20 protein-coding genes are annotated in these 21,530 nt (G+C 55.2%); 11 read left to right on the top strand and 9 right to left on the bottom strand.

Going from position 1 to position 21,530, the window contains the following annotated elements; translation table 11 throughout:
- The first annotated feature begins 82 nt into the window (after positions 1 to 82).
- Positions 83 to 1,159 (top strand): alkene reductase, encoded by a 1,077-nt coding sequence (locus IEW12_RS07785; RefSeq protein ID WP_188565349.1) that lies wholly within the window; start codon positions 83 to 85, stop codon positions 1,157 to 1,159.
- A gap of 154 nt (positions 1,160 to 1,313) precedes the next feature.
- The gene (locus tag IEW12_RS07780; RefSeq protein WP_229750979.1) at positions 1,314 to 2,528 is read left to right on the top strand and encodes an MFS transporter; all 1,215 of its coding nucleotides are present in this window, start codon (positions 1,314 to 1,316) and stop codon (positions 2,526 to 2,528) included.
- A 113-nt stretch (positions 2,529 to 2,641) separates the two neighbouring features.
- Here the strand turns inward: IEW12_RS07780 and IEW12_RS07775 are convergent, their stop codons facing one another.
- On the bottom strand, positions 2,642 to 3,232 hold the full coding sequence (locus IEW12_RS07775) for a TetR/AcrR family transcriptional regulator (RefSeq protein WP_188565348.1): 591 nt from the start codon (positions 3,230 to 3,232) through the stop codon (positions 2,642 to 2,644).
- A 198-nt stretch (positions 3,233 to 3,430) separates the two neighbouring features.
- Between IEW12_RS07775 and IEW12_RS07770 the strand changes: the two genes are divergently transcribed.
- The 5 genes from IEW12_RS07770 to IEW12_RS07750 all read left to right on the top strand — a co-directional run bounded on the left by IEW12_RS07770 (position 3,431) and on the right by IEW12_RS07750 (position 11,821).
- Positions 3,431 to 4,402, top strand: a complete 972-nt coding sequence (locus tag IEW12_RS07770; protein WP_188565347.1) for a zinc-dependent alcohol dehydrogenase family protein — start codon at positions 3,431 to 3,433, stop codon at positions 4,400 to 4,402.
- Positions 4,403 to 4,511: 109 nt separating this feature from the next.
- Entirely contained in the window at positions 4,512 to 6,083 is a 1,572-nt protein-coding gene (locus tag IEW12_RS07765; protein WP_188565346.1) for a class I adenylate-forming enzyme family protein, read from the top strand.
- Between the two features lie 223 nt (positions 6,084 to 6,306).
- A complete protein-coding gene (locus IEW12_RS07760; RefSeq protein WP_188565710.1) occupies positions 6,307 to 8,049 on the top strand; it encodes a methyl-accepting chemotaxis protein in 1,743 nt (580 codons plus the stop codon).
- Positions 8,050 to 8,280: 231 nt separating this feature from the next.
- The gene (locus IEW12_RS07755; protein ID WP_188565345.1) at positions 8,281 to 9,954 is read left to right on the top strand and encodes an acid phosphatase; all 1,674 of its coding nucleotides are present in this window, start codon (positions 8,281 to 8,283) and stop codon (positions 9,952 to 9,954) included.
- Positions 9,955 to 10,123: 169 nt separating this feature from the next.
- Entirely contained in the window at positions 10,124 to 11,821 is a 1,698-nt protein-coding gene (locus tag IEW12_RS07750) for a methyl-accepting chemotaxis protein (protein WP_188565344.1), read from the top strand.
- A gap of 74 nt (positions 11,822 to 11,895) precedes the next feature.
- Here IEW12_RS07750 and IEW12_RS07745 read toward each other — a convergent pair whose 3' ends face one another.
- Together IEW12_RS07745 and IEW12_RS07740 are read right to left on the bottom strand one after the other, a co-directional pair.
- The gene (locus IEW12_RS07745) at positions 11,896 to 12,534 is read right to left on the bottom strand and encodes a glutathione S-transferase family protein (RefSeq protein WP_188565343.1); all 639 of its coding nucleotides are present in this window, start codon (positions 12,532 to 12,534) and stop codon (positions 11,896 to 11,898) included.
- Between the two features lie 104 nt (positions 12,535 to 12,638).
- Positions 12,639 to 13,238, bottom strand: coding sequence for a TetR family transcriptional regulator (locus tag IEW12_RS07740; RefSeq protein WP_188565342.1), 600 nt, complete (start codon positions 13,236 to 13,238; stop codon positions 12,639 to 12,641).
- A gap of 260 nt (positions 13,239 to 13,498) precedes the next feature.
- On the opposite strand from IEW12_RS07740, the gene IEW12_RS07735 reads away from it, so the two are divergent.
- Entirely contained in the window at positions 13,499 to 14,806 is a 1,308-nt protein-coding gene (locus IEW12_RS07735; protein ID WP_188565341.1) for an MFS transporter, read from the top strand.
- Positions 14,807 to 15,116: 310 nt separating this feature from the next.
- On the opposite strand, the gene IEW12_RS07730 is transcribed toward IEW12_RS07735, so the two are convergent.
- Entirely contained in the window at positions 15,117 to 15,731 is a 615-nt protein-coding gene (locus tag IEW12_RS07730; protein WP_188565340.1) for an FMN-dependent NADH-azoreductase, read from the bottom strand.
- A 68-nt stretch (positions 15,732 to 15,799) separates the two neighbouring features.
- The gene (locus tag IEW12_RS07725; protein ID WP_188565339.1) at positions 15,800 to 16,192 is read right to left on the bottom strand and encodes a DoxX family protein; all 393 of its coding nucleotides are present in this window, start codon (positions 16,190 to 16,192) and stop codon (positions 15,800 to 15,802) included.
- 148 nt (positions 16,193 to 16,340) lie between these two features.
- Between IEW12_RS07725 and IEW12_RS07720 the strand changes: the two genes are divergently transcribed.
- Positions 16,341 to 17,255, top strand: coding sequence for a LysR family transcriptional regulator (locus tag IEW12_RS07720; protein WP_188565338.1), 915 nt, complete (start codon positions 16,341 to 16,343; stop codon positions 17,253 to 17,255).
- A gap of 108 nt (positions 17,256 to 17,363) precedes the next feature.
- Here IEW12_RS07720 and IEW12_RS07715 read toward each other — a convergent pair whose 3' ends face one another.
- Positions 17,364 to 17,735, bottom strand: coding sequence for a DUF4148 domain-containing protein (locus tag IEW12_RS07715; protein ID WP_188565337.1), 372 nt, complete (start codon positions 17,733 to 17,735; stop codon positions 17,364 to 17,366).
- 39 nt (positions 17,736 to 17,774) lie between these two features.
- Positions 17,775 to 18,200 (bottom strand): organic hydroperoxide resistance protein, encoded by a 426-nt coding sequence (locus IEW12_RS07710; protein ID WP_188565336.1) that lies wholly within the window; start codon positions 18,198 to 18,200, stop codon positions 17,775 to 17,777.
- A gap of 425 nt (positions 18,201 to 18,625) precedes the next feature.
- On the opposite strand from IEW12_RS07710, the gene IEW12_RS07705 reads away from it, so the two are divergent.
- Positions 18,626 to 19,060 (top strand): MarR family winged helix-turn-helix transcriptional regulator, encoded by a 435-nt coding sequence (locus tag IEW12_RS07705; RefSeq protein ID WP_188565335.1) that lies wholly within the window; start codon positions 18,626 to 18,628, stop codon positions 19,058 to 19,060.
- Between the two features lie 222 nt (positions 19,061 to 19,282).
- Positions 19,283 to 20,053 carry an alpha/beta fold hydrolase gene (locus IEW12_RS07700; RefSeq protein ID WP_188565334.1) on the top strand — a complete coding sequence of 257 codons (771 nt, stop codon included), beginning with the start codon at positions 19,283 to 19,285 and terminating at the stop codon, positions 20,051 to 20,053.
- A 118-nt stretch (positions 20,054 to 20,171) separates the two neighbouring features.
- On the opposite strand, the gene IEW12_RS07695 is transcribed toward IEW12_RS07700, so the two are convergent.
- Complete coding sequence (locus tag IEW12_RS07695) at positions 20,172 to 20,678, bottom strand: DUF6882 domain-containing protein (RefSeq protein WP_188565333.1); 507 nt, start codon at positions 20,676 to 20,678, stop codon at positions 20,172 to 20,174.
- A gap of 96 nt (positions 20,679 to 20,774) precedes the next feature.
- Entirely contained in the window at positions 20,775 to 21,497 is a 723-nt protein-coding gene (locus tag IEW12_RS07690; RefSeq protein WP_188565332.1) for a GntR family transcriptional regulator, read from the bottom strand.
- Positions 21,498 to 21,530 lie beyond the last annotated feature (33 nt).

The following is a 21,530-nucleotide window of genomic DNA, read 5'->3' as shown; positions in this document are numbered from 1 at the left end:
CTGGCAGCCCTGGCAAGTGCGGCAATAACAGTCTGACAGTGGCACCAGCAGTATTTAACTTTTCAATCGGAGAAATTTGAACATGTCTGACATTTTTGACCCTATCACCATCGGCGAATTGCAACTTTCCAACCGTATCATCATGGCACCGCTTACTCGCTGCCGTTCCAGCGAAGGCCGTGTGCCGAATGACCTGATGGCGCAATATTATGCACAGCGTGCCAGCGCCGGCCTGATTATCACCGAAGCGACTTCCGTAATGCCTATGGGCGTTGGCTACCCGGACACTCCAGGCATCTGGTCCGATGCCCAGGTAGAAGGCTGGAAAAAAGTCACCAGCGCGGTACACAAGGCTGGCGGCAAGATCGTTATGCAATTGTGGCACGTTGGCCGTATCTCGGATCCTAGCTTGCTGAATGGCGAACTGCCGGTTGCTCCTAGTGCCATCGCGGCCAAGGGCCACGTCAGCCTGCTGCGTCCTGAGCGCGACTACGTTAGGCCACGCGCACTGGAAACCGATGAGATTCCAGCGATCATCGAAGCCTATCGCAAGGGTGCGGAAAACGCGAAGAAAGCCGGTTTTGACGGCGTGGAAGTACACGGCGCCAATGGCTACTTGCTGGACCAGTTCCTGCAAACCAGCACCAACCACAGGACAGACCAATACGGAGGTTCACTGGAAAACCGTGCACGCCTGATGCTGGAAGTAACCGATGCCTGTATCTCGGTCTGGGGCGCTGGCCGGGTCGGTATGCATCTGGCTCCGCGCACGGACGCGCACACGATGGGCGATCACAATCCTCTGGAAACCTTCAGCTATGTCGCGCAGCAACTGGGCCAGCGCAAGATCGCCTTTATCTGCGCCCGCGCATCGGAAGGTGACGATAAGCTGGGCCGCACGCTGAAAGACCTGTTCGGCGGCGTTTTCATCGCCAACCAGGGCCGTACCAAGGCGAGCGCGCAGGCATCACTGGACAACGGTGATGCAGATGCGGTGGCTTTCGGCGTGCTGTATATCGCCAATCCGGATCTGACCCGCCGTTTCGCTGCCAATGCGGAATTGAACAAGCCAAATCCGCAAACCTTCTACCCTATGGGTACGCCTGTTGAGGTCGGCTATATCGACTATCCAACAATGGAAGAGGCAATAGCGGCCTAAAGCCGGGCAGAGAGTCTCTGCCTTCAGCTTTGTTTTTGCAGCAAGCAAACGCTGCCCTGTCGGAATATGCCGCAGGGCAGCGTATCAATATAGAAAACCTGATTTTGAAGCCCGTTGCAGCGCGAGGGTTTGCCGGTCAGGAACAAGGAAAACCATGAGTTCACTCCCTGGGCAGGCAGAACACACCGACATCAAGATGACGCGCGGCATGGTGTTGCTGTTTGCATTCTGTTGCGGTGCCATCGTCGCCAACATCTACTATGCACAGCCCATCATAGAATTGATCGCGCCGGACATAGGATTGTCTGCGCATGCGGCCAGCCTGATTGTGTCGCTGACCCAGATCGGTTATGCCTTCGGCCTGTTCTTCCTCGTGCCATTGGGGGATTTGCTGGAAAATCGCCGCTTGATGGTTACGACCGTGCTGGTTGCCGTAGTCAGCCTGATAGGCGCTGCATTTGCCGGCCATGCCAATAGCTTCCTGATCGTTTCCCTGCTGATAGGCTTCAGTTCGGTGTCGGTGCAAATGCTGATACCGCTGGCTGCCCATCTGTCGCAAGAAGAGTCGCGCGGGCGAGTAGTGGGCGGCATCATGGGCGGCCTGCTGCTGGGTATTTTGCTGGCTCGTCCGGTCTCCAGTTTTGTGGCGGACCACTTCGGCTGGCGCGCCGTGTTTGGCGGAGCCGCCGCACTGATGGCGATGATTGCTATCGTGCTGGCAACGACAATGCCCAAGCGGCAGCCTCAGCACACTGCAAGTTATGGAGAATTGCTTGCGTCCCTGGGCAGCCTGTTCAAGAAAATGCCGGTATTGCGCCAACGGGCGTTTTACCAGGCTTGCATGTTTGCGTCCTTCAGCCTGTTCTGGACTGCAGTGCCGCTGGAACTGGCGCGCCGCTACGGCCTATCGCAATCGCAGATTGCCTTGTTTGCGCTGGTGGGTGCCACCGGCGCCATTGCTGCGCCTTTTAGCGGACGTCTTGCCGATGCCGGCCATACCAAAGTGGCGACCCGTTTCGCACTGTTGTTTGGCGCACTCAGTTTTGCGCCTGCGCTGATCCATCCGGCCTTCGGCATTGTCGGCCTGGCTGTCACCGGCGTGGTGCTGGACTTTTGCGTGCAGATGAATCTGGTGATGGGCCAACGCACGATTTACGCACTGGATGCGGCTAGCCGCAGCCGGCTGAACGGTTTGTATATGACCAGCATCTTTGTAGGCGGCGCGATAGGTTCGGCGCTGGCAAGTATCCTGTATGACAAGGGCGGCTGGTTCTGGATCGCGATCGCGGGAGCGGTGTTTCCTTTGCTGGCGCTGGTGCGCTTCATGCTGGAAACGGCACAGGAAAAAATCGGTGTGCAGGCAGGGTAGACAATCCAAATAAGCTGCACTTATTGCCGCGCCATTGCCAAAATTTATTCCGGTCCATTATTGTCATTTGTAGCCGGCAGATATTGCGCTGCCGGTTTTTTTATTTCCACCGCTCACCGCCGTTCACCGCCCATTTCTCCCAATATACTGCGCATGGCGGCCAGTATCTCGTCCGATAATTCAGGGTCGGCCTTTGCCGTTGCGCGCGCCACGGCAACACAACCTATCATCCCGGTGACTATCGCCAGCGCACGCTGGCGTGCAGTAGCCGTGGAATGGGATTCCCCCAGTGTGGCTTGCACCGCGGCCACCAGCTCTATATAGCCATCCATAAAGCTGGCGCTGGTATTGCTGTCCTGCCTTCCTATTTCGCTGGCGGACGCGCCCATTGAGCAACTGGCGGCTATATTGTCCCTTTGCTGCGCCGACATGTAATAGTCCAGGTAGTCGCCCAGACCAGGATTGCCGTTTTCTCCCAGGGTCTTCATGAACGCATTGCCGCGGCCTATGCCATACGCCAGTGCTTCCGCAGCCAGCGCCTCCTTAGTGGGGAAGTGTGCATACAGCGCCCCGTGCGTCAGTCCGGCGGCCTTGCTGATTTCGGCAACACCGACGCCATCTATGCCCCGCTCACGAAACAATCTTGCTGCTGCCTGAACCAGTGCCAGACGATTTTCTGCCGCTTTTTCCTTGGTAATCCTCATTGCAGGTCTCCATGCGCGATAAAAGGCGCTTGACTCAAAAATTGATGTTCACTACTATGGCATACATTGATTGCAATCGCAATTAATAAGGTCAGATTCGCAATGAATACTCGTTGCGCTGATTACTGGGGCCGTCGCACCGGGTTTTGCCGGCCATCGAACTCGCCACTCTCACAATTGCAAATAAAGGATGACATTATGCGCGCTGCCCAACTCATAGCCTACGGCAATCCGGCCGACGGACTGCAATTTGCTGAAGTCGCTGAAGTTTCTGCTCCTGGTGCCGGCGAGGTATTGATTGCCGTCGAATATTCGCCGGTCAACCTTAATGACCTGCTGGTTGCGCGGGGCCTGTATCCCCTCCATCCAGAGCTGCCGAGTGTCATCGGCAATGAGGGTGCGGGCACTGTCATGGCCACCGGCACAGGGGTTGTTAACGTCAAGCCAGGCGACAAGGTTCTGGTTCCCTACTATAGCCTTGCATGGACTGAGCGTGTCGTCGTGCCCGCAGCAGATTTGTTCCCATTACCGCCAGATGCAGACATGCAGCAGTTGGCGATGCTGGGCATCAATCCACCGACGGCGGCGCTGATACTGAGCGAATATGTTGACCTGAAACCCGGCGACTGGGTAGTGCAGAATGCCGCCAACTCTGGTGTTGGCAGGGCGGTCATCGCGTTTGCCAAGGCGCGTGGCCTGAAGACGATTAACCTGGTCCGCCGCCCCGAACTGATCGCTGAACTGGAAGAGGCGGGCGGCGATCTGGTATTGCTGGATGCACCGGAAGCTGCAGAGGCGGTCAAGAGTGCAGTTGGAACCGCGCTGCCGCGCCTGGCCATTGATGCTGTCGGTGGCACATCTACGACGACGCTAGCGTCGATAGTGGCGGCGGGTGGGACTATCGTTTGCTATGCGGCACTGGGCCGCGCACCGCTGGCGCTGCGATCTATCGATGTGATCTTCAAGCGCATCACCCTGCGCGGCTTCTTCCTGTCCGCGCCGGAAATGGCGTCAAAAATCCGGCCGGCGCTGGAAGAGGGTGCTGCTCTGATCAGTGCGGGCAAGCTGCATGCGCCAGTGTCCGGTATCTATCCCTTGTCGGCGATCAAGGAAGCAGTGGCCCATGTCGAACGCGGGGGCAAGGTGCTGATGGACATTAAGGCAGTCTAGCTTTCCCATCGCCATCGCTCCGCTTCGGTTTGTACTGCAGCCGGAGCGTACCTGCTACGTGATTCAATATTGTCTGTTAAGCTATTTGAAAAAATAGGAGACGAGACAGATGAATCAACATGAACTGGCCATAGAAGAAATGCTGGCCAAGGATTTTGGCACTATCCCGGAGCTGATACGCGCGCACGCCCGCTTCAGGCCTGAGCACCCGGCCTTCATCCAGGATGGTATTAGCCTGAGCTATCGCGCGCTGGATCAGCGCATGGATCAGGTGGCAGCAGCCTTGCAGCGCGATGGCGTCAAGGCGACTGAAGCAATCGCCATATGCGCGTACACGTCTATAGAGTATGCCGTTGTGTTTCTTGGCAGCTTGCGCGCAGGCGTGACGGTGGCCCCGCTGGCGCCTTCTTCCAGTGCCGAAAGCCTGGTCGCGATGATGACCGATGCCGGCGCCAAAAAACTTTTCCTGGACCAGACTGTGGCCGAATTGCTGGCGCCGGTCGGCAGCCAGATAAACATTCCCGGCATCAGGATCGATGCAGCCGACGGTAACAGCAGTGAACTGGATGCCTGGCTGGCTGAAGGGTCTGCAGCATTTTCTCCGGTAGACATCCAGCCTGGCTGGGCCTTCAACACTATCTACTCTTCCGGCACGACAGGCACGCCCAAGGGCATCATGCAGCCCAACTTCATGCGCTGGGGCCATGTACAGCGCGGAGCTGCACATGGTTACGGGCTGAACGCGGTCACGCTGTTATCCACGCCGCTGTATTCAAATACGACGCTGGTCAGTTTTTTTGCGACGCTGGCACTGGGCGGCACCGTGTTGTTGATGGCTAAATTTGAAGCGAATGCTTATCTGGCGCTGGCTGAGAAATATCAGGCAACGCACACCATGCTGGTGCCGGTGCAGTACCAGCGCCTGATGGCGGTAGCCGATTTTGACAGTTACGACCTGTCTTCCTTCCATATGAAGTTTTGTACCAGCGCTCCTTTTTCTGCCGTCCTGAAGGCTGATATCTTAAAGCGCTGGCCGGGCGGATTGATCGAGTACTACGGCATGACGGAGGGCGGTGTCAGTTGCATCCTGGTTGCGCATGAGCATCCGGACAAGCTGCATACGGTAGGCGTGGCCTTGCCCGGAGGTGAGATACGCCTGATCGATGAACAGGGCAAGGAAGTGGCAGCGGGAGAGCCGGGCGAGATCGTCGGCTATTCGCCATCGATGATGACGGGTTACCATAACCAGCCTGCCAAAACCAGAGAGGCGGAATGGTATGACCCTTCCGGGCGTCGGTTTATCCGCTCCGGCGATCTGGGGCGTTTTGATAGCGATGGCTTCCTGCTTTTGTTTGATCGCAAGAAGGATATGGTTATTTCCGGCGGCTTCAATATTTATCCCAGCGATCTGGAGGCCGTATTGCGCCAGCATCCGCAAGTGGCTGATGCCGCAGTGGTCGGCGTGCCGTCCGAACGCTGGGGCGAGACGCCGGTTGCCTTTGTCGTCGCCAAAAATGACGCAACACCGGTTGCTGAGGATTTGCTGGCCTGGGCCAACGAGCGCCTGGGGAAAATGCAGCGCCTGAGCGCAATGGAATTGGTAGACGTCTTACCGCGCAGTGCGATCGGCAAGGTACTGAAGCGCGAATTAAGGGATGCCTACCGCGGTACGGTTGCCTGAAAAGGAGATTTAAAAAGGGTTTTTTTTGAGAAGCAGGCTGGCCGCAATATGCCAGCCTGTTTTCTTTTGGCCGACGCATATTCTTCGCAATATCCGGCAATTGGACGGCCTCAGATTGCCTTGCGGAAATAATGATAAAATCCAATATATTAAGCCGAAAAATCAATGGCGTAACAATGGCTTAATACAGATCTTTACCCCTTCTGACTTCCGAGAGCTGATGATGAAATGGTTTTATGATTTAAAAATGGCAACAAAGTTGCTGATTTCCTTTGTTGCTGTGCTGCTGCTGACTGCCTTGCTAAGTGTTTTTTCCATGGTTGAGTTGTCAAAAGTTAACCAGAATGCCGTAGAAATGCGCACCAACTGGCTGCCTAGCGTGCGCTCCATATTGGGTATGAAGAGCGATCTGGCCTTGTTTCGCTCGCAAGAGTTGCAGCATCTGATCTCAACCACTGATGCCGACTGGACCGCTTATGAAAAGAAAATGGCAACCACGCTGGAAAGCTTTCAGAAAAATCGTGACATCTATCAAAAGCTGATCGATACCAAAGAAGAAAAGGACACTTACGCGGAATTCAGCGCTACCTATGACCAGTTCATGGCGGATCATGCCAAGATTGTCGCCTTGTCGCGCGCGGACAAGCCGGATGAAGCGAAAGAGCTGAGCCGCGGCCACTCCACCAAAATGAATTCGGATCTGCGCGCGCAGATTGAAAAGCTGATCAAGATTAATATGGATCAGTCTGATGCTTCCGGCGATATTGCAGACGCCGTGTATGCCAGCGCCCGCACCTGGATTGTCGGTCTGCTGGTAGCGTCTATTGCGCTGGGCCTGACCCTGGCATTCTGGATAGCCCGGATCATCTCCAAGCCCTTGAGCGATGCCGTGAAAATCGCACAGACAGTTGCCTCCGGCGACCTGACCAGCCATATCGAAGTGAAGTCGAAAGATGAAACCGGACAATTGACGCAAGCCTTGAAAGACATGAACCAAAGCCTGGTAGATATCGTCGGCCAGGTTTCCAGCGGCACAGGTGCAATTGCGACGGCTTCCGGCCAGATCGTCGCTGGTAACCTGGACCTGTCTGCCCGCACGGAACAGCAGGCCAGCTCGCTGGAAGAAACCGCATCATCGATGGAAGAACTGACTTCCACAGTCAGGCAAAATGCCGACAACGCACGCCAGGCCAATCAGCTTGCCGTGTCTGCTTCCGAAGTGGCAGAGCGCGGCGGTGCAGTGGTAGCACAGGTAGTGGATACCATGGATTCCATCGACCAGTCGTCGAAGAAGATTGTCGATATCATCAGCGTCATCGATGGCATTGCCTTCCAGACCAATATCCTGGCCTTGAACGCAGCGGTAGAAGCAGCGCGTGCCGGTGAGCAGGGGCGCGGCTTTGCAGTCGTGGCGACCGAGGTGCGCAATCTGGCGCAACGCAGCGCCAGCGCGGCAAAAGAGATCAAATCGCTGATCGGCGATTCGGTGGAAAAAGTCGAGTTCGGCGGCAAGCTTGTATCGCAAGCCGGCAAGACCATGGATGAGATTGTTGCCAGCGTCAAGCGGGTCACCGACATCATGAACGAGATCACCTCCGCCAGCCAGGAACAGACTGCCGGTATCGAGCAGATCAATCAGGCAGTCACCGAAATGGATACGGTAACGCAGCAGAATGCCGCACTGGTGGAAGAAGTCGCGGCCGCAGCGGAAAGCATGCAGGGACAGGCGAATAATCTGGCACAGGTGGTCGGTGTATTTAAACTGCAATCCAGCCATTCCGCATATAGCCATCTGCAGGCAGTGCCGGTACAGGCCAGGCGGGTTGAAGCACAGGCAAAGCCTACCAGCCGCGCAACGCGTGCCTTGCCTTCAGCCAATGCCGCACGCCCAGCATCGCGCGCGGCTTCAGCCAGCCAGGCAAGAAACATTCAGGTAGAAGCAGTGGGCGAATGGGAGGAATTTTAAGCTACCCGACGCACTCAGCCTGAAAGCAAAGAGCCCGCCAATGCGGGCTTTTTTTTTCAGGTCGGGCTGGTACTTGCCAGGAAAGCCGGATGCTTATGGCCGGATTATTTGGGTGCGCTGACCGTACATATGCTGCTTTTGGTCATGCTCCTGTTATACATGCCCTTGCGCGGAAATGCTATATTACCGGGATGAATTTATGCCAGAGCAATTATTTTTCCGGGAGCCAGAATGTCAGATAAATCCACATCCAGCCAACACAGCGAGCAGCAGCAATCCGATCTTCCTGCCGATCCATCCCGCAGGCGGATATTGCAGGCCGCGGCGGCTGCGGGCGTTGCGGGCAGCGTTCCACTGATAGCCGAGGCGGCAGTACCCAAAGCCAAAATCGTCGCCGGTTCGCTGGATACGAAGCTGAAGGCGCACATCAAAAATGTGGTGGTGATCTATCTGGAAAACCGTAGTTTCAACAATTTGTTCGGCAATTTTCCCGGTGTGAAACAGCCGCTGGCAGATGTGCCCGCGGCTGCCTATACGCAAAAAGACAGGAATGGCTCAGTGCTGCCTGCTTTGCCAAAAATGTGGGGTGGCCTGGTTCCACGCAGCCAGAATCTGGGCGGCAAGCATTACATGATTGCAGAAGACAAGATCAGCGGCTTGCCAAATGCGCCGTTTGCACTGAAGGATGCCGAAGGCCTGCCATTGCCGGAGTCGGTCATTACTCGCGACCTATGGCATCTGTTTTATCAAAATCAGATGCAGATCAACGGCGGCAAGAATGACCAGTTCGTTGCCTGGGCGGACTCGGGTGGCCTGGTGATGGGTTACTACGGCGAGACCCACAAGAACCTCGACCTGTGGAAGATTGCGCAGCAATACACATTGTGCGACAACTTCTTCATGGCAGCGTTTGGCGGCTCTTACATGAACCACCAGTTCCTGATATCCGGACGCACGCCTGAGCACTTTGATGCTGCCAACGGCCCGGCCAAAAAGAAAATCGCAGTGACGGAAGACGGCCCGACAGGCAGTCGGCTGGCACTGGCTGCGGATGGTCCTGCATCGGCGCTGGAGGGAAAACCGAAGTTTGTCAACGACGGCGCGATCACGCCGGACGGTTATGCTGTGAATACCATGGCGCCGCCTTACCAGCCAAGCTATATCAAGCCTGCACCGGGTGGTGACAGCACATTGGCTGATCCGCAGGATCCGAGTACGCTGCCTCCGCAAACCTATAATACGATAGGCGACCTGCTGTCGAAAAAAGGCGTGAGCTGGGCCTGGTACGGTGGTGCATGGCAGGTTGCACTGGAATACAAGGGTGGCGGCGAGAAGCCCAACTTCCAGTACCACCACCAGCCGCTCAATTACTTCAAGCAGTTTGCTCCCGGTACGGCGGCGCGCAATGAGCATTTGCGTGACGGCGGCCTGGGCGATAGCCCTATCTCGAATAAATTCCTGGCGGACGTCGTGGCCGGAAAATTGCCTGCGGTGACTTTTTACAAGCCACAGGGCAATCTGAACATGCATGCCGGATATTCGGATGTAGAGTCGGGTGATCAGCACGTTGCCAACGTGCTGGAACATTTGAAGAAGAGCCCGCAGTGGAAGGATATGCTGGTCGTTATCACTTTCGATGAAAATGGCGGCTGGTGGGATCACGTCGCTCCGCCCAAAGGCGATCGCTGGGGCCCTGGCTCCAGGATTCCCGCCATCATCGCGTCTCCGTATGCAAAAAAAGGAAATGTCGATCACAGCTTCTATGACACGACATCCATCCTGCGCTTCATTACGCGCTTGCATGGCTTGCCGTTATTGGAGGGCCTGAAATTGCGCAATGATGCCTTTGCTGCGAACGGGGCATTGCCGCCGGGCGACCTGACCGGTGCACTCAGCTTTGCCTGAGGTTGAGGCTGATCGTTTTGGAGTAGATGGAATGGCTGCGCAAGCAGCCATTTTTTATGGTGAAATAAATTTGCAAATATTGTGCGTAGATGCAACGAAAATTTAGCGCAGGTCAAATCGCGGTCGCATATAATTGTTGTTAAATTATAAAACCGAGAGGATGCAAGCGATGCGAATTTCTGACTGGAAAATAGGTACCCGCCTCGGGCTGGGATTTACTGCGGTGCTGGCCCTGATGGCGCTGATGATCGTTGTCAGTATCTGGCGTCTGCAAGCGGTAGGAACGGCAACCGACAATATGGTGAAGGCTGACCTGGTCAAGGAAAGGCTGGCGTCGGAATGGCTGAAGTCGATAGAAACCAACGGGGTTCGTACGTTGGCGGTCGTCAAAAGCGCTGAGGTCGAGGATCAAGAATATTTCCAGAAACAGATAGATGGCCAGAAAGAGCGCGTTACTGAAATCCAGAAGCAACTGACTGAAATGATAAAAAGCGATGAAGGCAAGCGTTTGTTTGCCGACGTCGGCGAACAAAGAAAAATATACAGCGCCATTCGCGACAATATCTTCAAGATGAAGAAGGCCGGCGACGAAGCTGCAGTAAAAAGCGAAACAGCCGCAAAGATGGTGCCGGCGATGAACGCCTATGCAGAGAGCGTCAGCAAGCTGGTTGATTATCAAAAGCAACTCATCAACAATACCGCGAATGGCATCAATGAAAATTATTCCTCAGGCCGCATCCTGATCATTGCGCTGGGGCTGGCAGCGATTGCTGTCGGAGCGATTTTTTCATGGAGGCTGGCGGCTGGCATCACCAAGCCGCTGGGCCGTGCGGTGAATGCGGCAGAAGCAGTCGCCTCCGGCGACTTGACCACGGTGCTGAAAGTGCGTTCCCAGGATGAAACGGGACAATTGCTGCTGGCGCTGAAAACCATGAACGACAGCCTGCTGAAGATCGTCACTGAAGTAAGAACCGGCACCGATGCCATTGCCAATGCTTCCGCAGAGATTTCAACCGGTAATCTCGATTTGTCTGCCCGCACTGAACAGCAGGCCGGATCACTGGAAGAAACCGCGTCTGCGATGGAAGAGCTGACTTCCACAGTCAAGCAAAATGCCGACAACGCACGCCAGGCTAATCAGTTGGCAGTATCAGCATCCAGCATCGCCGTTGACGGTGGAAATATCGTCAACGAGGTGGTGACGACCATGGGTTCCATCAATGCCTCTTCCAAGAAAATCGTCGACATCATCAGCGTGATCGACGGCATCGCCTTTCAGACCAATATCCTGGCTTTAAATGCAGCGGTAGAAGCAGCGCGTGCCGGCGAGCAGGGGCGTGGCTTTGCGGTCGTGGCCACCGAGGTACGCAACCTAGCGCAGCGCAGCGCTGGCGCGGCCAAAGAGATCAAGCATTTGATCGATGACTCGGTTCATCAAGTGGACGCAGGCACCAAGCTGGTAGAGCAGGCTGGTGTGACCATGGCTGAAGTCGTTGCCAGCGTCAAGCGTGTCACCGATATCGTGGCCGAGATCAGTGCTGCCAGCCAGGAGCAAAGCACCGGCATCGAAGAAGTGAATCGTGCGATAGTCCAGATGGATGAAGCGACGCAGCAAAATGCTGCGTTGGTGGAACAAGCTGCGGCTGCAGCTCAGTCTATGCAGGATCAGGCGGCCAATCTGGCGCAGGTGGTCAGCGTGTTCAAATTGGATCTGGCGCAAACGCAGGCAAAAACACCGGCGCGCGCTGTAAGGCCTGTGGCGGTAGCAAGCCAGGCCAGGGCGGCAACACCGGCCAAGCCAAAGGCTATCGCAGCGACCAGGGCTGCGGCTTCAAAGCAAAGTAATGCGGATTGGGAAGAGTTTTAACAGAGTTTTAATTTAGCCAAATCAGATCAGATCTGATCTGAAAGGCCTGGCCGTGACAGGCCAGGCCTTTTTTTTTAAGCCAGCTTTGGAATTTGCATTCCGCGCTGTACGGCAGGCCGCTCACCTATTTCCTTGAGCCAGCGCTGTATGCCTGGCTTGCTTGCCAGGCTCTCGCCCAAGATATCTTTCAGGAAGGTGGACGCTGCAATAGTCCACGGGTAGGTCGCCATATCGGCGATAGAGTAATTATCGCCGGCAAGGTAGCGGCTCACCGCCAGCCGTTTTTCCATTACGCCGAGCAGGCGTTCGCTTTCTTCGGTAAAGCGCTGTATGGCAAGAGGTGCTTTTTCGCTGCTGCGTACGCCGAAAAAGCCCAGTTGTCCCAGCATGGGGCCGTAACCGCCAATTTGCCAGTGCAGCCACTCCAGCGCCTGGTAGCGTTCCGGGCCGGAAGCGGCCAGGAAGCGTCCGCTCTTCTCTGCCAGGTAAGTCAGGATCGCGCCACTTTCAAAGATAGACAATGGTCCGCCTTGGGCTTCGTCATCGACAATTGCAGGGATTTTGTTATTGGGCGAAATGCTCAGAAATTCAGGTGAAAACTGTTCATTCTTGCCGATATTGACGGTCTTGATCTCATACGGCAGGCCCAGTTCTTCGAGCATGATGGAGATTTTGCGGCCGTTTGGCGTAGTCCAGGTGTGCAGGGTAATCATTTATTCTTTCCGGTATAGGTTGCAGCAGCCTTTCAAAGGCCGATGGCAAGATCGTTGGCCGCAAATTGCGGCCGATCAGTGATTATACCGGCGTTCCGTTTTCGCTATTCGGCGGCCAGTTCGGCCAGGGCCTTGTCGCTTGCGGCCAGTATCTCGTCTGCCAGTTCGGTGTCGGCGCTTGCACGCGCAAGCGCCATTGCGCCCACCAGCAGGGACAGCGCAGCGAGGCCGCGCTCGCGCCGCTTTTTCTTGTTGAAACTGGCCGGCATCAGTGCAATCAATAGTTCGCCTAGGCGCCGGGTGCCGGTGGTGAATGCCTGGCGCAAAGGTCCTTGCTGGTCCTGGCGCATGGCGTCGGCCGCCATGGTCGGCATCACGCAGATGTCGCTCAAGCTGCAATCTTCTTTCTTGTGCAAATAACGATGGGCGATTTCATGCAAGGCAGCGCTTCTGTCCCCACCGTTGCGCTGGATCGTCGCTTCCCAACTGGAAGATGATTTATCGAAGGACAGGCCGCAAGCCTCTGCCGCCAGTGCGTCCTTGGAGGCAAAGTGTCCATAGAAGCCGCCGTGCGTAACGCCAGCCTCCGCCATCAAGTCTGCCACGCCTATGCCGTTCAGGCCATGCTCCTTATATAGTCTTGCCGCCACTTCAACAATATGCTGGCGATTCAGCGCTGCTTGCTCTTTGGATACTCTAGGCATGGTGAACCTCTTTGCCTCTGGTAAAGGAATGGAAAAATAATACATGACAATCGTCATTTATTCAAATAAAATGACGATCATCATTTATTTTGAGGTGATGCTCTCACCGCAAAGAAAAAAATCTTGCGTAGAGTCTACCTGTTGCGGCGCAAAGCGCTGACGCCATGGCTCTGGGGCGTTTGCTATTCTCAACCGGGCAGGGCTTGTCCCATACATCCTGTCTCTTCAGGTAAGTTATTTATTACGATTGGCCTTTTATCATGACCACTATCGCAAAATCCATTTCTGCCAGTACTTCGCACCGCTTCAACTATGCGTGGCTGGTACTAGGTCTCATCTTCCTGGTCTTGCTGGCTGCTGCCGGCATCCGGGCTACGCCGGCTGTAATGATCGTTCCGCTGGAACAGGAATTCGGCTGGAATCGCTCTACTATTTCGTTTGCGATTTCGGTCAATATCGCGCTGTATGGGCTGATAGGTCCGTTCTCAGCCGCAGCGATGCAGCGCTTTGGCGTGCGCCCCATCGTCCTGGGTGGCCTGGCCCTGCTGTCCGCGGGTACCGCATTGAGTACCTTCATGCATCTGCCTTGGCATATGGTGCTGACCTGGGGCCTGCTGGTAGGCGCGGGCAGCGGTGTGGCGGCAACCACGCTGGCTGCAACGATAGTCGGCCGCTGGTTTGAAACGCGCCGCGGCCTGGCGATGGGCCTGCTGACCGCGAGTTCTGCCACCGGGCAAATGGTATTCCTGCCGCTGATGGCATCGATGGTTGGCAATTATGGCTGGCGCTCAGTCGCATTTTTGGTGGCGACAGTCGCAGCACTGGCGATTCCGCTGATCGCGATCTTCCTGCCGGAGCGGCCAAGGGACCTGGGTCTGAAAATGTATGGCCAGGTCGAGGAAACCGACGCGGCCACGCTGGCTGCGGAATCAAGCAAGAAAAATCCTTTCATGATCGCGATCGATGCCTTGCGCAGCTCGCTGAAGATGCGTGATTTTTGGCTGCTGTTTATCAGTTTCTTTGTGTGCGGCATGAGCACCAACGGTTACATCGGCACTCAATTTATTGCGATGTGCGGCGACTACGGCATTACCGCAGTCGGTGGCGCCAGCATACTGGCTGCGATGGGCATGCTGGATCTGGTCGGGACCACGATGTCCGGCTGGCTGACGGACCGCTACAATGCCCGTGTGCTGCTATTCTGGTACTACGGCCTGCGTGGACTGGCCCTGTTGTTCCTGCCGCATGCATTCGGCCTCGGTTACTACGGCTTGCCTATCTTTGCGATCTTTTACGGCCTTGACTGGATCGCCACGGTACCTCCTACCGTGCGCCTTGCCAATGACGTGTTCGGCCGCCTGGCAGCGCCTATCGTTTTCGGCTGGATCGCTGCCGGCCATCAATTGGGTGCAGCGTTCGCCAATTTCCTTTCCGGCAGCCTGCGTTCCAGCCTGGGGACCTATACCGCATCGTCGATGCTGATGGGCGCGGTCTGCATCGCTTGTGCGGTAATGGTTTTGCAGATCAAGGGGCAGCAGGGCAACAAGGGTTTGCCGGCAGCGGCCTAATCAGCTTAAATTAAGCAGCCGAAAAAAAAGCCTGCACATCACGCTTCACGTGGCAGCAGGCTTTGTAAGACCATCTTCAGGGAGAATCTGCTCGGCATGGCCGGCGATGGACTGGACAGGCCGTCAATGAAATGCAGATTGCGGGCGAGAGTATGCGCGCCGGCGCTGCAAATTCAAAGTGAGAAATTTACCGCTCTACCATCAAATATTTCGAAAATTGGTGGCAGACATTCTTCCTAGCTTTTGACGTTAAAACGGCCCTCTTACCTTGCAGGTGCGAGGGCCGCTTTATGATGGCTGTACTTTTATACTAAGCTGTGACCAGTTCGCCGATAGCCTGGCGAGAGCCGGCAATTGCTTTGGCAACTGCTTCTTCACCCATTGCTACGCCTTCGCTGTGGATAAAAGTGACGTCGGTGATGCCGATGAAGCCCAATACTGCGCGCAGATAGCTTTCCTGGAAATCCATTGCTGCAGCAGGGCCTTCTGAATACACACCGCCACGGGAAGTAAATACATAAACTTTTTTCCCTTGCAACATGCCGACGGGGCCGTTGGCTGTGTACTGGAAGGTGACACCGGCACGTGCTACGTGATCAACCCAGGCCTTCAGCGTGGAGCTGATGCCGAAGTTATACATAGGGGAGCCAATCACAATGATGTCAGCTTCCTTGACCTGCGCAACCAGGCGGTCGGACAAGGCGATAGTCTGTGCCTGTTCCGCAGAACGCTGGTCAGCAGGAGTGAAGAATGCACCCATCATTTGCTCGGTCAGATGTGGCACTGGAGTGGCTGCCAGGTCCAATGTAGTCGCTGTGTCGCCTGCATGGCTGGCTTGCCATTTATTTAGGAACTCCGTGGTCATCTGACGGGAGATGGAACCGTTGCTGCGTACGCTGGTGTTGATATGTAAGAGCTTGCTCATGATATGTCTTTCAAAAATGGAATGATTAAATGTGTAATGCCAAAGTTCGTTGCTAGATCAGCTGTCAACTATGCTGTTTTGACGGCTTGTTTTTCGTTCAGGTAGACCAGGACCAGGCCGCCGAAGATCGCCAGGTTTTTCAGGAATTGCGTGAACTGGTTCTGGAAGCTTGCCGTGTCAGCGCTCCAGAATGCATGGAAGGTCGCCGTGACAGGTATCAGGAATAGCGCGATCAACAATGCTGCCCAGCGTGCCTGGAAACCCAGTATCAATAACAATCCACCGCCGACTTCGATGGTGATCGTTGCAGCCAGCAACAGGCTGGCGAATGGCAGTCCGGCACTGGCCATCCAGCCGGCGACACCGGCAAATCCGGCAATTTTTCCCAAACCCGAGATCAGGAACAGCGCGCCGATCAAGGCACGACCAACGCGATACGCATTTTTATTCAAGTCTTGCATGATGATTTCCTTAGATGATTGATAAGTACTGCCGATTTTTCGCGCTAAACCTCGTTCAGCGTTGAAGCGATTCTAGGACACATCCTTTGTTCGGAAAAGTGGGATAATTTAGAACAATTTGTTCTAAATACTTGATAAGGTGATGCCGATGCCCCTGCCAAAGACACCAAGACCCCCTACGCTGGACCAGATCCAGGTTTTTTTGGCGGTAGTGGAGGAGGGCAGCTTTGTCGGTGCCGCCAGGAGGCTGAGCCGCGCCACTTCGGTCATTAGTTACGCGATTGCCAACCTGGAATCGCAACTGGAGCTGGAACTATTTGACCGTAATACCACCCGCAAACCGCAACTGACCGATGCCGGCCGCGCGGTGCTGGCAGAGCTGCGCAAGGTATCCATGGGGGTGGAAGATTTGCTGGCCAAGGCCAGGGGTTTGCTGACCGGGCTGGAGGCCGAGGTGGTACTGGTGGTGGACGTGATGTTTCCCACTGCCTGGCTGGTGGAGGTGATGCAGGATTTCCAGAAGACTTTCCCCACAGTCGGCCTGCGCCTGCATGTGGAGGCGCTGGGCGCGGTGGCGCAGCATGTGCTGGACGGTAGCGCCACCATAGGCGTCAGTGGGGCGATAGAAATCAAGACCGCGCAACTGGAGCGCTATAGCTTCGCCGGAGTCCGGCTGATACCGGTTGCCGCGCCTACGCATCCGCTCAGCCAGCATCAGGGCGAGGTCACGCAGGCGATGGCGCGCAACTACCAGCAACTGGTGCTGACGGACAGGTCAAGGCTGACCGAGGGGCAGGATTTTGGCGTAATCGCTGTCCGCACCCTGAGGCTGACTGATTTAAATGCGAAGTATGCGCTGCTGCTGGCCGGGCTGGGCTGGGGCAGTATGCCGGAAACCATGATAAGCGATGACATCGCATCTGGCCGGTTGAGCGTATTGCAATCCAGCGAATGGAGGCATGCGACGTACCGCTTCCAGACGCTATCCCGGACAGACATTCCGCCGGGTCCGGCAGCTCGCTGGATGCTGCAGCGGTTCAGGGAAACCAGCTGGCAGGTGTAACGTAGAGAAAAACATAGCGAAAAAAATAAAGGGAGCCGGCGTGCAGCACGCCGGCTCTCCGCTAGGGAATGTCATCGAAAGACGATATTTATCCGGTACGGTCCAGCCTTAGCCGCCGTAGTTATAGTCGCGATCGCTGCCGCTTGATTTTCTGGCGGCCACGGCTTCTGCTTTCACCTCGCTGCGTACGCGGCTGCTTGTTGCTACCGGGAGTGCAGGGTAGCTCGCATCGCCCACGGCCAGCAAGCCTTGCTGTTTGGCCTGTTTCAATTCCGCGGCAACTTCTGCCCTGGTTTTGCTGCCTGCCGTCTGCTGGTCAAAGAAGACAAAGTCCAGATGCTGGCCAAGTTCTCCGCTGGCACGAGCCTGCTTCAGTTCATTGATGACTTCGGTTCGGGTTTTGGCTGGTTCTGCCGCATTGGCGACGCCGAGACCGGTAGTAGCGAGTATGGCGGCGATGATCAGTTTTTGTGCGTTCATGGTAGTTCTCCTAAAACAATAGTGTGGATGGCGCTGGTGTTATACCAAGGTCAAGGTAATGTCGATATTGCCGCGGGTCGCGTTTGAGTAAGGGCAAACAATGTGGGCCTTGGCGATCAGGGCTTCTGCGGCTGCGCGCTCCATGCCGGGCAGGGAGATTTTCAATTCCACTTCTATGCCGAAGCCGGTGGGGATGGCACCTATGCCCACACTGCCGTCAACGCTGACGTCTGCCGGAATGGAAATCTTGTCGCGGGCTGCGGCAAATTTCATCGCACCGAGGAAGCATGCGGAGTAGCCGGCGGCAAACAGTTGTTCAGGATTGGTGGCAGCACCACCGGCGCCGCCGAGTTCTTTAGGGGTAGACAGTTTGACGTCGAGCACACCGTCAGAAGAAACGGCGCGTCCGTCACGGCCGCCGGAAGCTTTTGCATTTGCGCGGTACAGTACTTTTTCGATAGACATGGTAAATCTCCTTTGAATGATGATGCAGATATGAATAAATAAAATTAAATATCCAGCTATTAAATAGTGAGCTATGTATTTATCAAAGCCAGATGGATATTATTTCCAGATCCATCTACTTCCTTTATTGCTCGGCACTGCGTGTGTCGATGGAGTGAATTATAGTTAGTGCACTATTTAATAGCAAGCTATTTTTAAAAATAAATGAAATCTCGAGATGAAAGCCAAAATCAGCTACTTCAGTATGCGTGCATTTTAGCCGTGTGTTTTCTATTGCCCAGGCCGTTGGGACTAGACTTTTACGACATTGTGCGAGGGCGAAGCCGCACGATGCTAAAGCCGATTCGGACAGGAATGGATTGACATCTGAGTGTGGCATGGTAATTTATGTATATTGTTTATCTTTTGCCTGCACCGCACCACTTATGACCAAGAACAGCCCTCCCAGCATCGATCAGCACCTGTGTTTTCAGTTGTATACCACGTCGCTGAGAATGACCCAGCTATATAAGCCCTTGCTGGAAAAGCTGAAGCTGACCTATCCGCAATATCTGGTCATGGTTGTGCTATGGGAGCAGCAGGGCATAGGGCTGAAGGATCTGGCGGAAAAGCTGCATCAGGATTCAGGTTCCGTCACGCCTCTGGTCAAGCGCCTGGAGGCAGAGGGATATCTCTTGCGCCGCCGCGATCCTCAGGATGAGCGCAGCCTGATCCTGACACTCACTCCTGCAGGGGAGACGCTGCGCAAGCAAGCCTACGAGGTAAGCCAGGCCATACAGTCGGCATGCAATATCGATGAAAAAGGCTTCCTTAGCCTGATGAGGGGGCTGGCCTCCCTGCAAAAAGAGCTGGATAAGTAGCCATCCATTCTGCGGCGCCGCCACTGCGCGCCAATTGCCCTATCCACGTATCGCCCTCGAAATCGCCTGAAATAAAAAAACTAAAATACATGTTGCGTACTAACTATTAGTGCGCTATATTTATGTCTACGCGCTGATTCAAACCTTAAAGAAGCAGCATGCGGAACCGGACAACCCACATTTTTTGAACAATTTAGCTCTTAATTCTATAAAGGAAATCGTATGAAACAAGCATCCTCCCTGTTGAAAAAATCCCTGTTGGCCCTGGCTGCTGTGAGCGCATTCGGTTCAGCGATTGCGGCACCCGCAGACAATGCAGACAAAACCGTCGTGCTGGTGCACGGTGCTTTTGCAGACGGCTCCAGCTGGGACAAAATTGTTCCCTTGCTGCAGGCTAAAGGCTTGAAAGTGGTTTCCGTGCAAAATCCTCTGACCTCGCTGGCAGATGACGTGGCTGCCACGAAACGCGCGATTGATGCACAGACCGGCAAGGTAATCCTGGTAGGCCACTCCTGGGGCGGCACAGTAATTACGCAAGCCGGCGCAGATGCGAAAGTAAGTGCACTGGTCTATGTGGCAGCGTTTGCGCCATCCGAAGGTGAAGCTGTTGGCGCCTTGGGTAAAGAGTTCCCTACGCCTCCAGGCATCGCCAAACTGAAAGCCGATGCTTCCGGTTTCCTGAGCCTGCCTGCACAAGCGGTAGCGGAAGACTTTGCGCAAGATTTGCCTGCAGCGCAAACCAATCTGATGGCAGTCAGCCAAGGCCCTATCAACAGCAAAGCCTTCGGTGAAGCAGTGACTGTCGCGGCATGGAAGACCAAGCCTTCTTTCTACATCGTTTCTGCGCAGGATCGTATGATCGCTCCTGGCCTGGAAGCAGCAATGGCGAAGAAAATCAATGCGACTACCACCACATTGAACACCAGCCACGTACCTATGTTGTCCAAGCCGGCTGATGTTGCTGCGGTGATTATTGCAGCGGCTGCCAAGTAATTGAAGCAGTAGTGATGGCTGCAAAGTAAAAGCGCCGGGTCTGATAAGGCTGGGCGCTTAAAATAAAAATGCCGGGAGACTCAGTCTATCCCGGCATTTTTATTACCAACACTGAATGCTAGCGAAAAGCTGAAAATAACGGCGGGTCTTTTTCCAGTTGCACTTCGCCAAAGTTGATGAACACATGCGTGCCGTGGGCTGCAACTGCGCGGAAAGCGCCGTTCGCGCTGGCCAGGCGCATTGCCAATGCGGTCAATTCCCAGGCCCGCTCTTCTGTGCAAGAGATCTTTTGCGTCGTCATTTCCTTGATGCCGTGTTTTTGTCCAAATTCCCGGACCAGCGCAGCATTCCTTTGCAGTTCGGGATCGACGGACGGATGTTCCCAGCCCCACAGGAAAGTGCCGTCTTCGGTATTGCGGGTACCGATGATCTGCATGTCGGCGGTGGCGACTGTGCCGTCTTCAAAGTGAAGGCTGAGCTCTCCGGTATCCTGGTTTGCATTCCAGCGTCCTTCGCGGCCCAGGCCCCAGGTGGCCTTGTGGGCCTCAGTGGCCAATTCCAGTCCCTTCAGGCTTTGCTGTATGTAAGCCTCGACATCGAATTGCTCATTTTGTACATCGGCCATGCAATGCTCCATCGCTCTATTGTGATGACGGCATTTTGCCAAAATTTTGCATTTACGTCATCATCTTGATGGCGGTCAATGAGAGGGGTAGGGGGGCTACGCTTCGTCGGCGGTGCTTTCCACCGACTTGGCTACACTGAGTACCGCATCGCGCTTATCCAGCAAATGCTGGCGCAATACCGCCGCCAGCTTTTTGCCGTCGTGCGCATCCAGTGCCTTGATCATTTCTTCATGGTCATGCACTGCGCTATCCCACTTGTCGGCCTTGAAATTGGATTTGAAACGCAGTGCCTGGAGGCGCCTGTTCATCGCTATATAAGTTTGCCGCAGTACTGAATTGCGAGCGGCTTCATTGATCTTGTTATGGATGGCCTGGTTGCGGCTGTAGTAGCCGGGCAAATCGTTCTGTGCCTTGCAAGACAGCATCGCATAGTGCAGTGCCTTGATTTCGGCCAGTTCCACCGCCGTGATGCGTTCGCAGGCCAGCTCGCCAGACAAGGCTTCCAATCCACTCATCAGCTCGAAGGTTTCCCAGATTTCGGTTTCCGTCATGCGGGATACCGAAGCGCCGCGGTTCGGCAGTATTTCCACCAGGCCCTCGGCACCCAGTACCTTCATCGCTTCACGCAGCGGCGTGCGCGAGATACCCAGGGTTTCGCACAGCTCGCGTTCATTCAATTTGGTGCCTGGGGCCAGGATGCCTTCAACAATCTGGTTGCGCAGATGGTCCACGACGGTATCGTGCAGGCGCTGGCGCTCCAGGCGCATGTTCAGCGGCGCGCCTGGCGTTGCGTCCGCTCCTAAGATTGTATTTTGCATGCAATTTCCTATTATTTCTTCTGAAGTGATTTT

This window comes from Parundibacterium terreum (genome assembly GCF_014636315.1).
GTDB lineage: Bacteria > Pseudomonadota > Gammaproteobacteria > Burkholderiales > Burkholderiaceae_D > Undibacterium > Undibacterium terreum.
The sequence above is the reverse complement of the archived record's forward strand: the minus strand, read 5'-3'. Positions and strand labels throughout refer to the sequence as shown.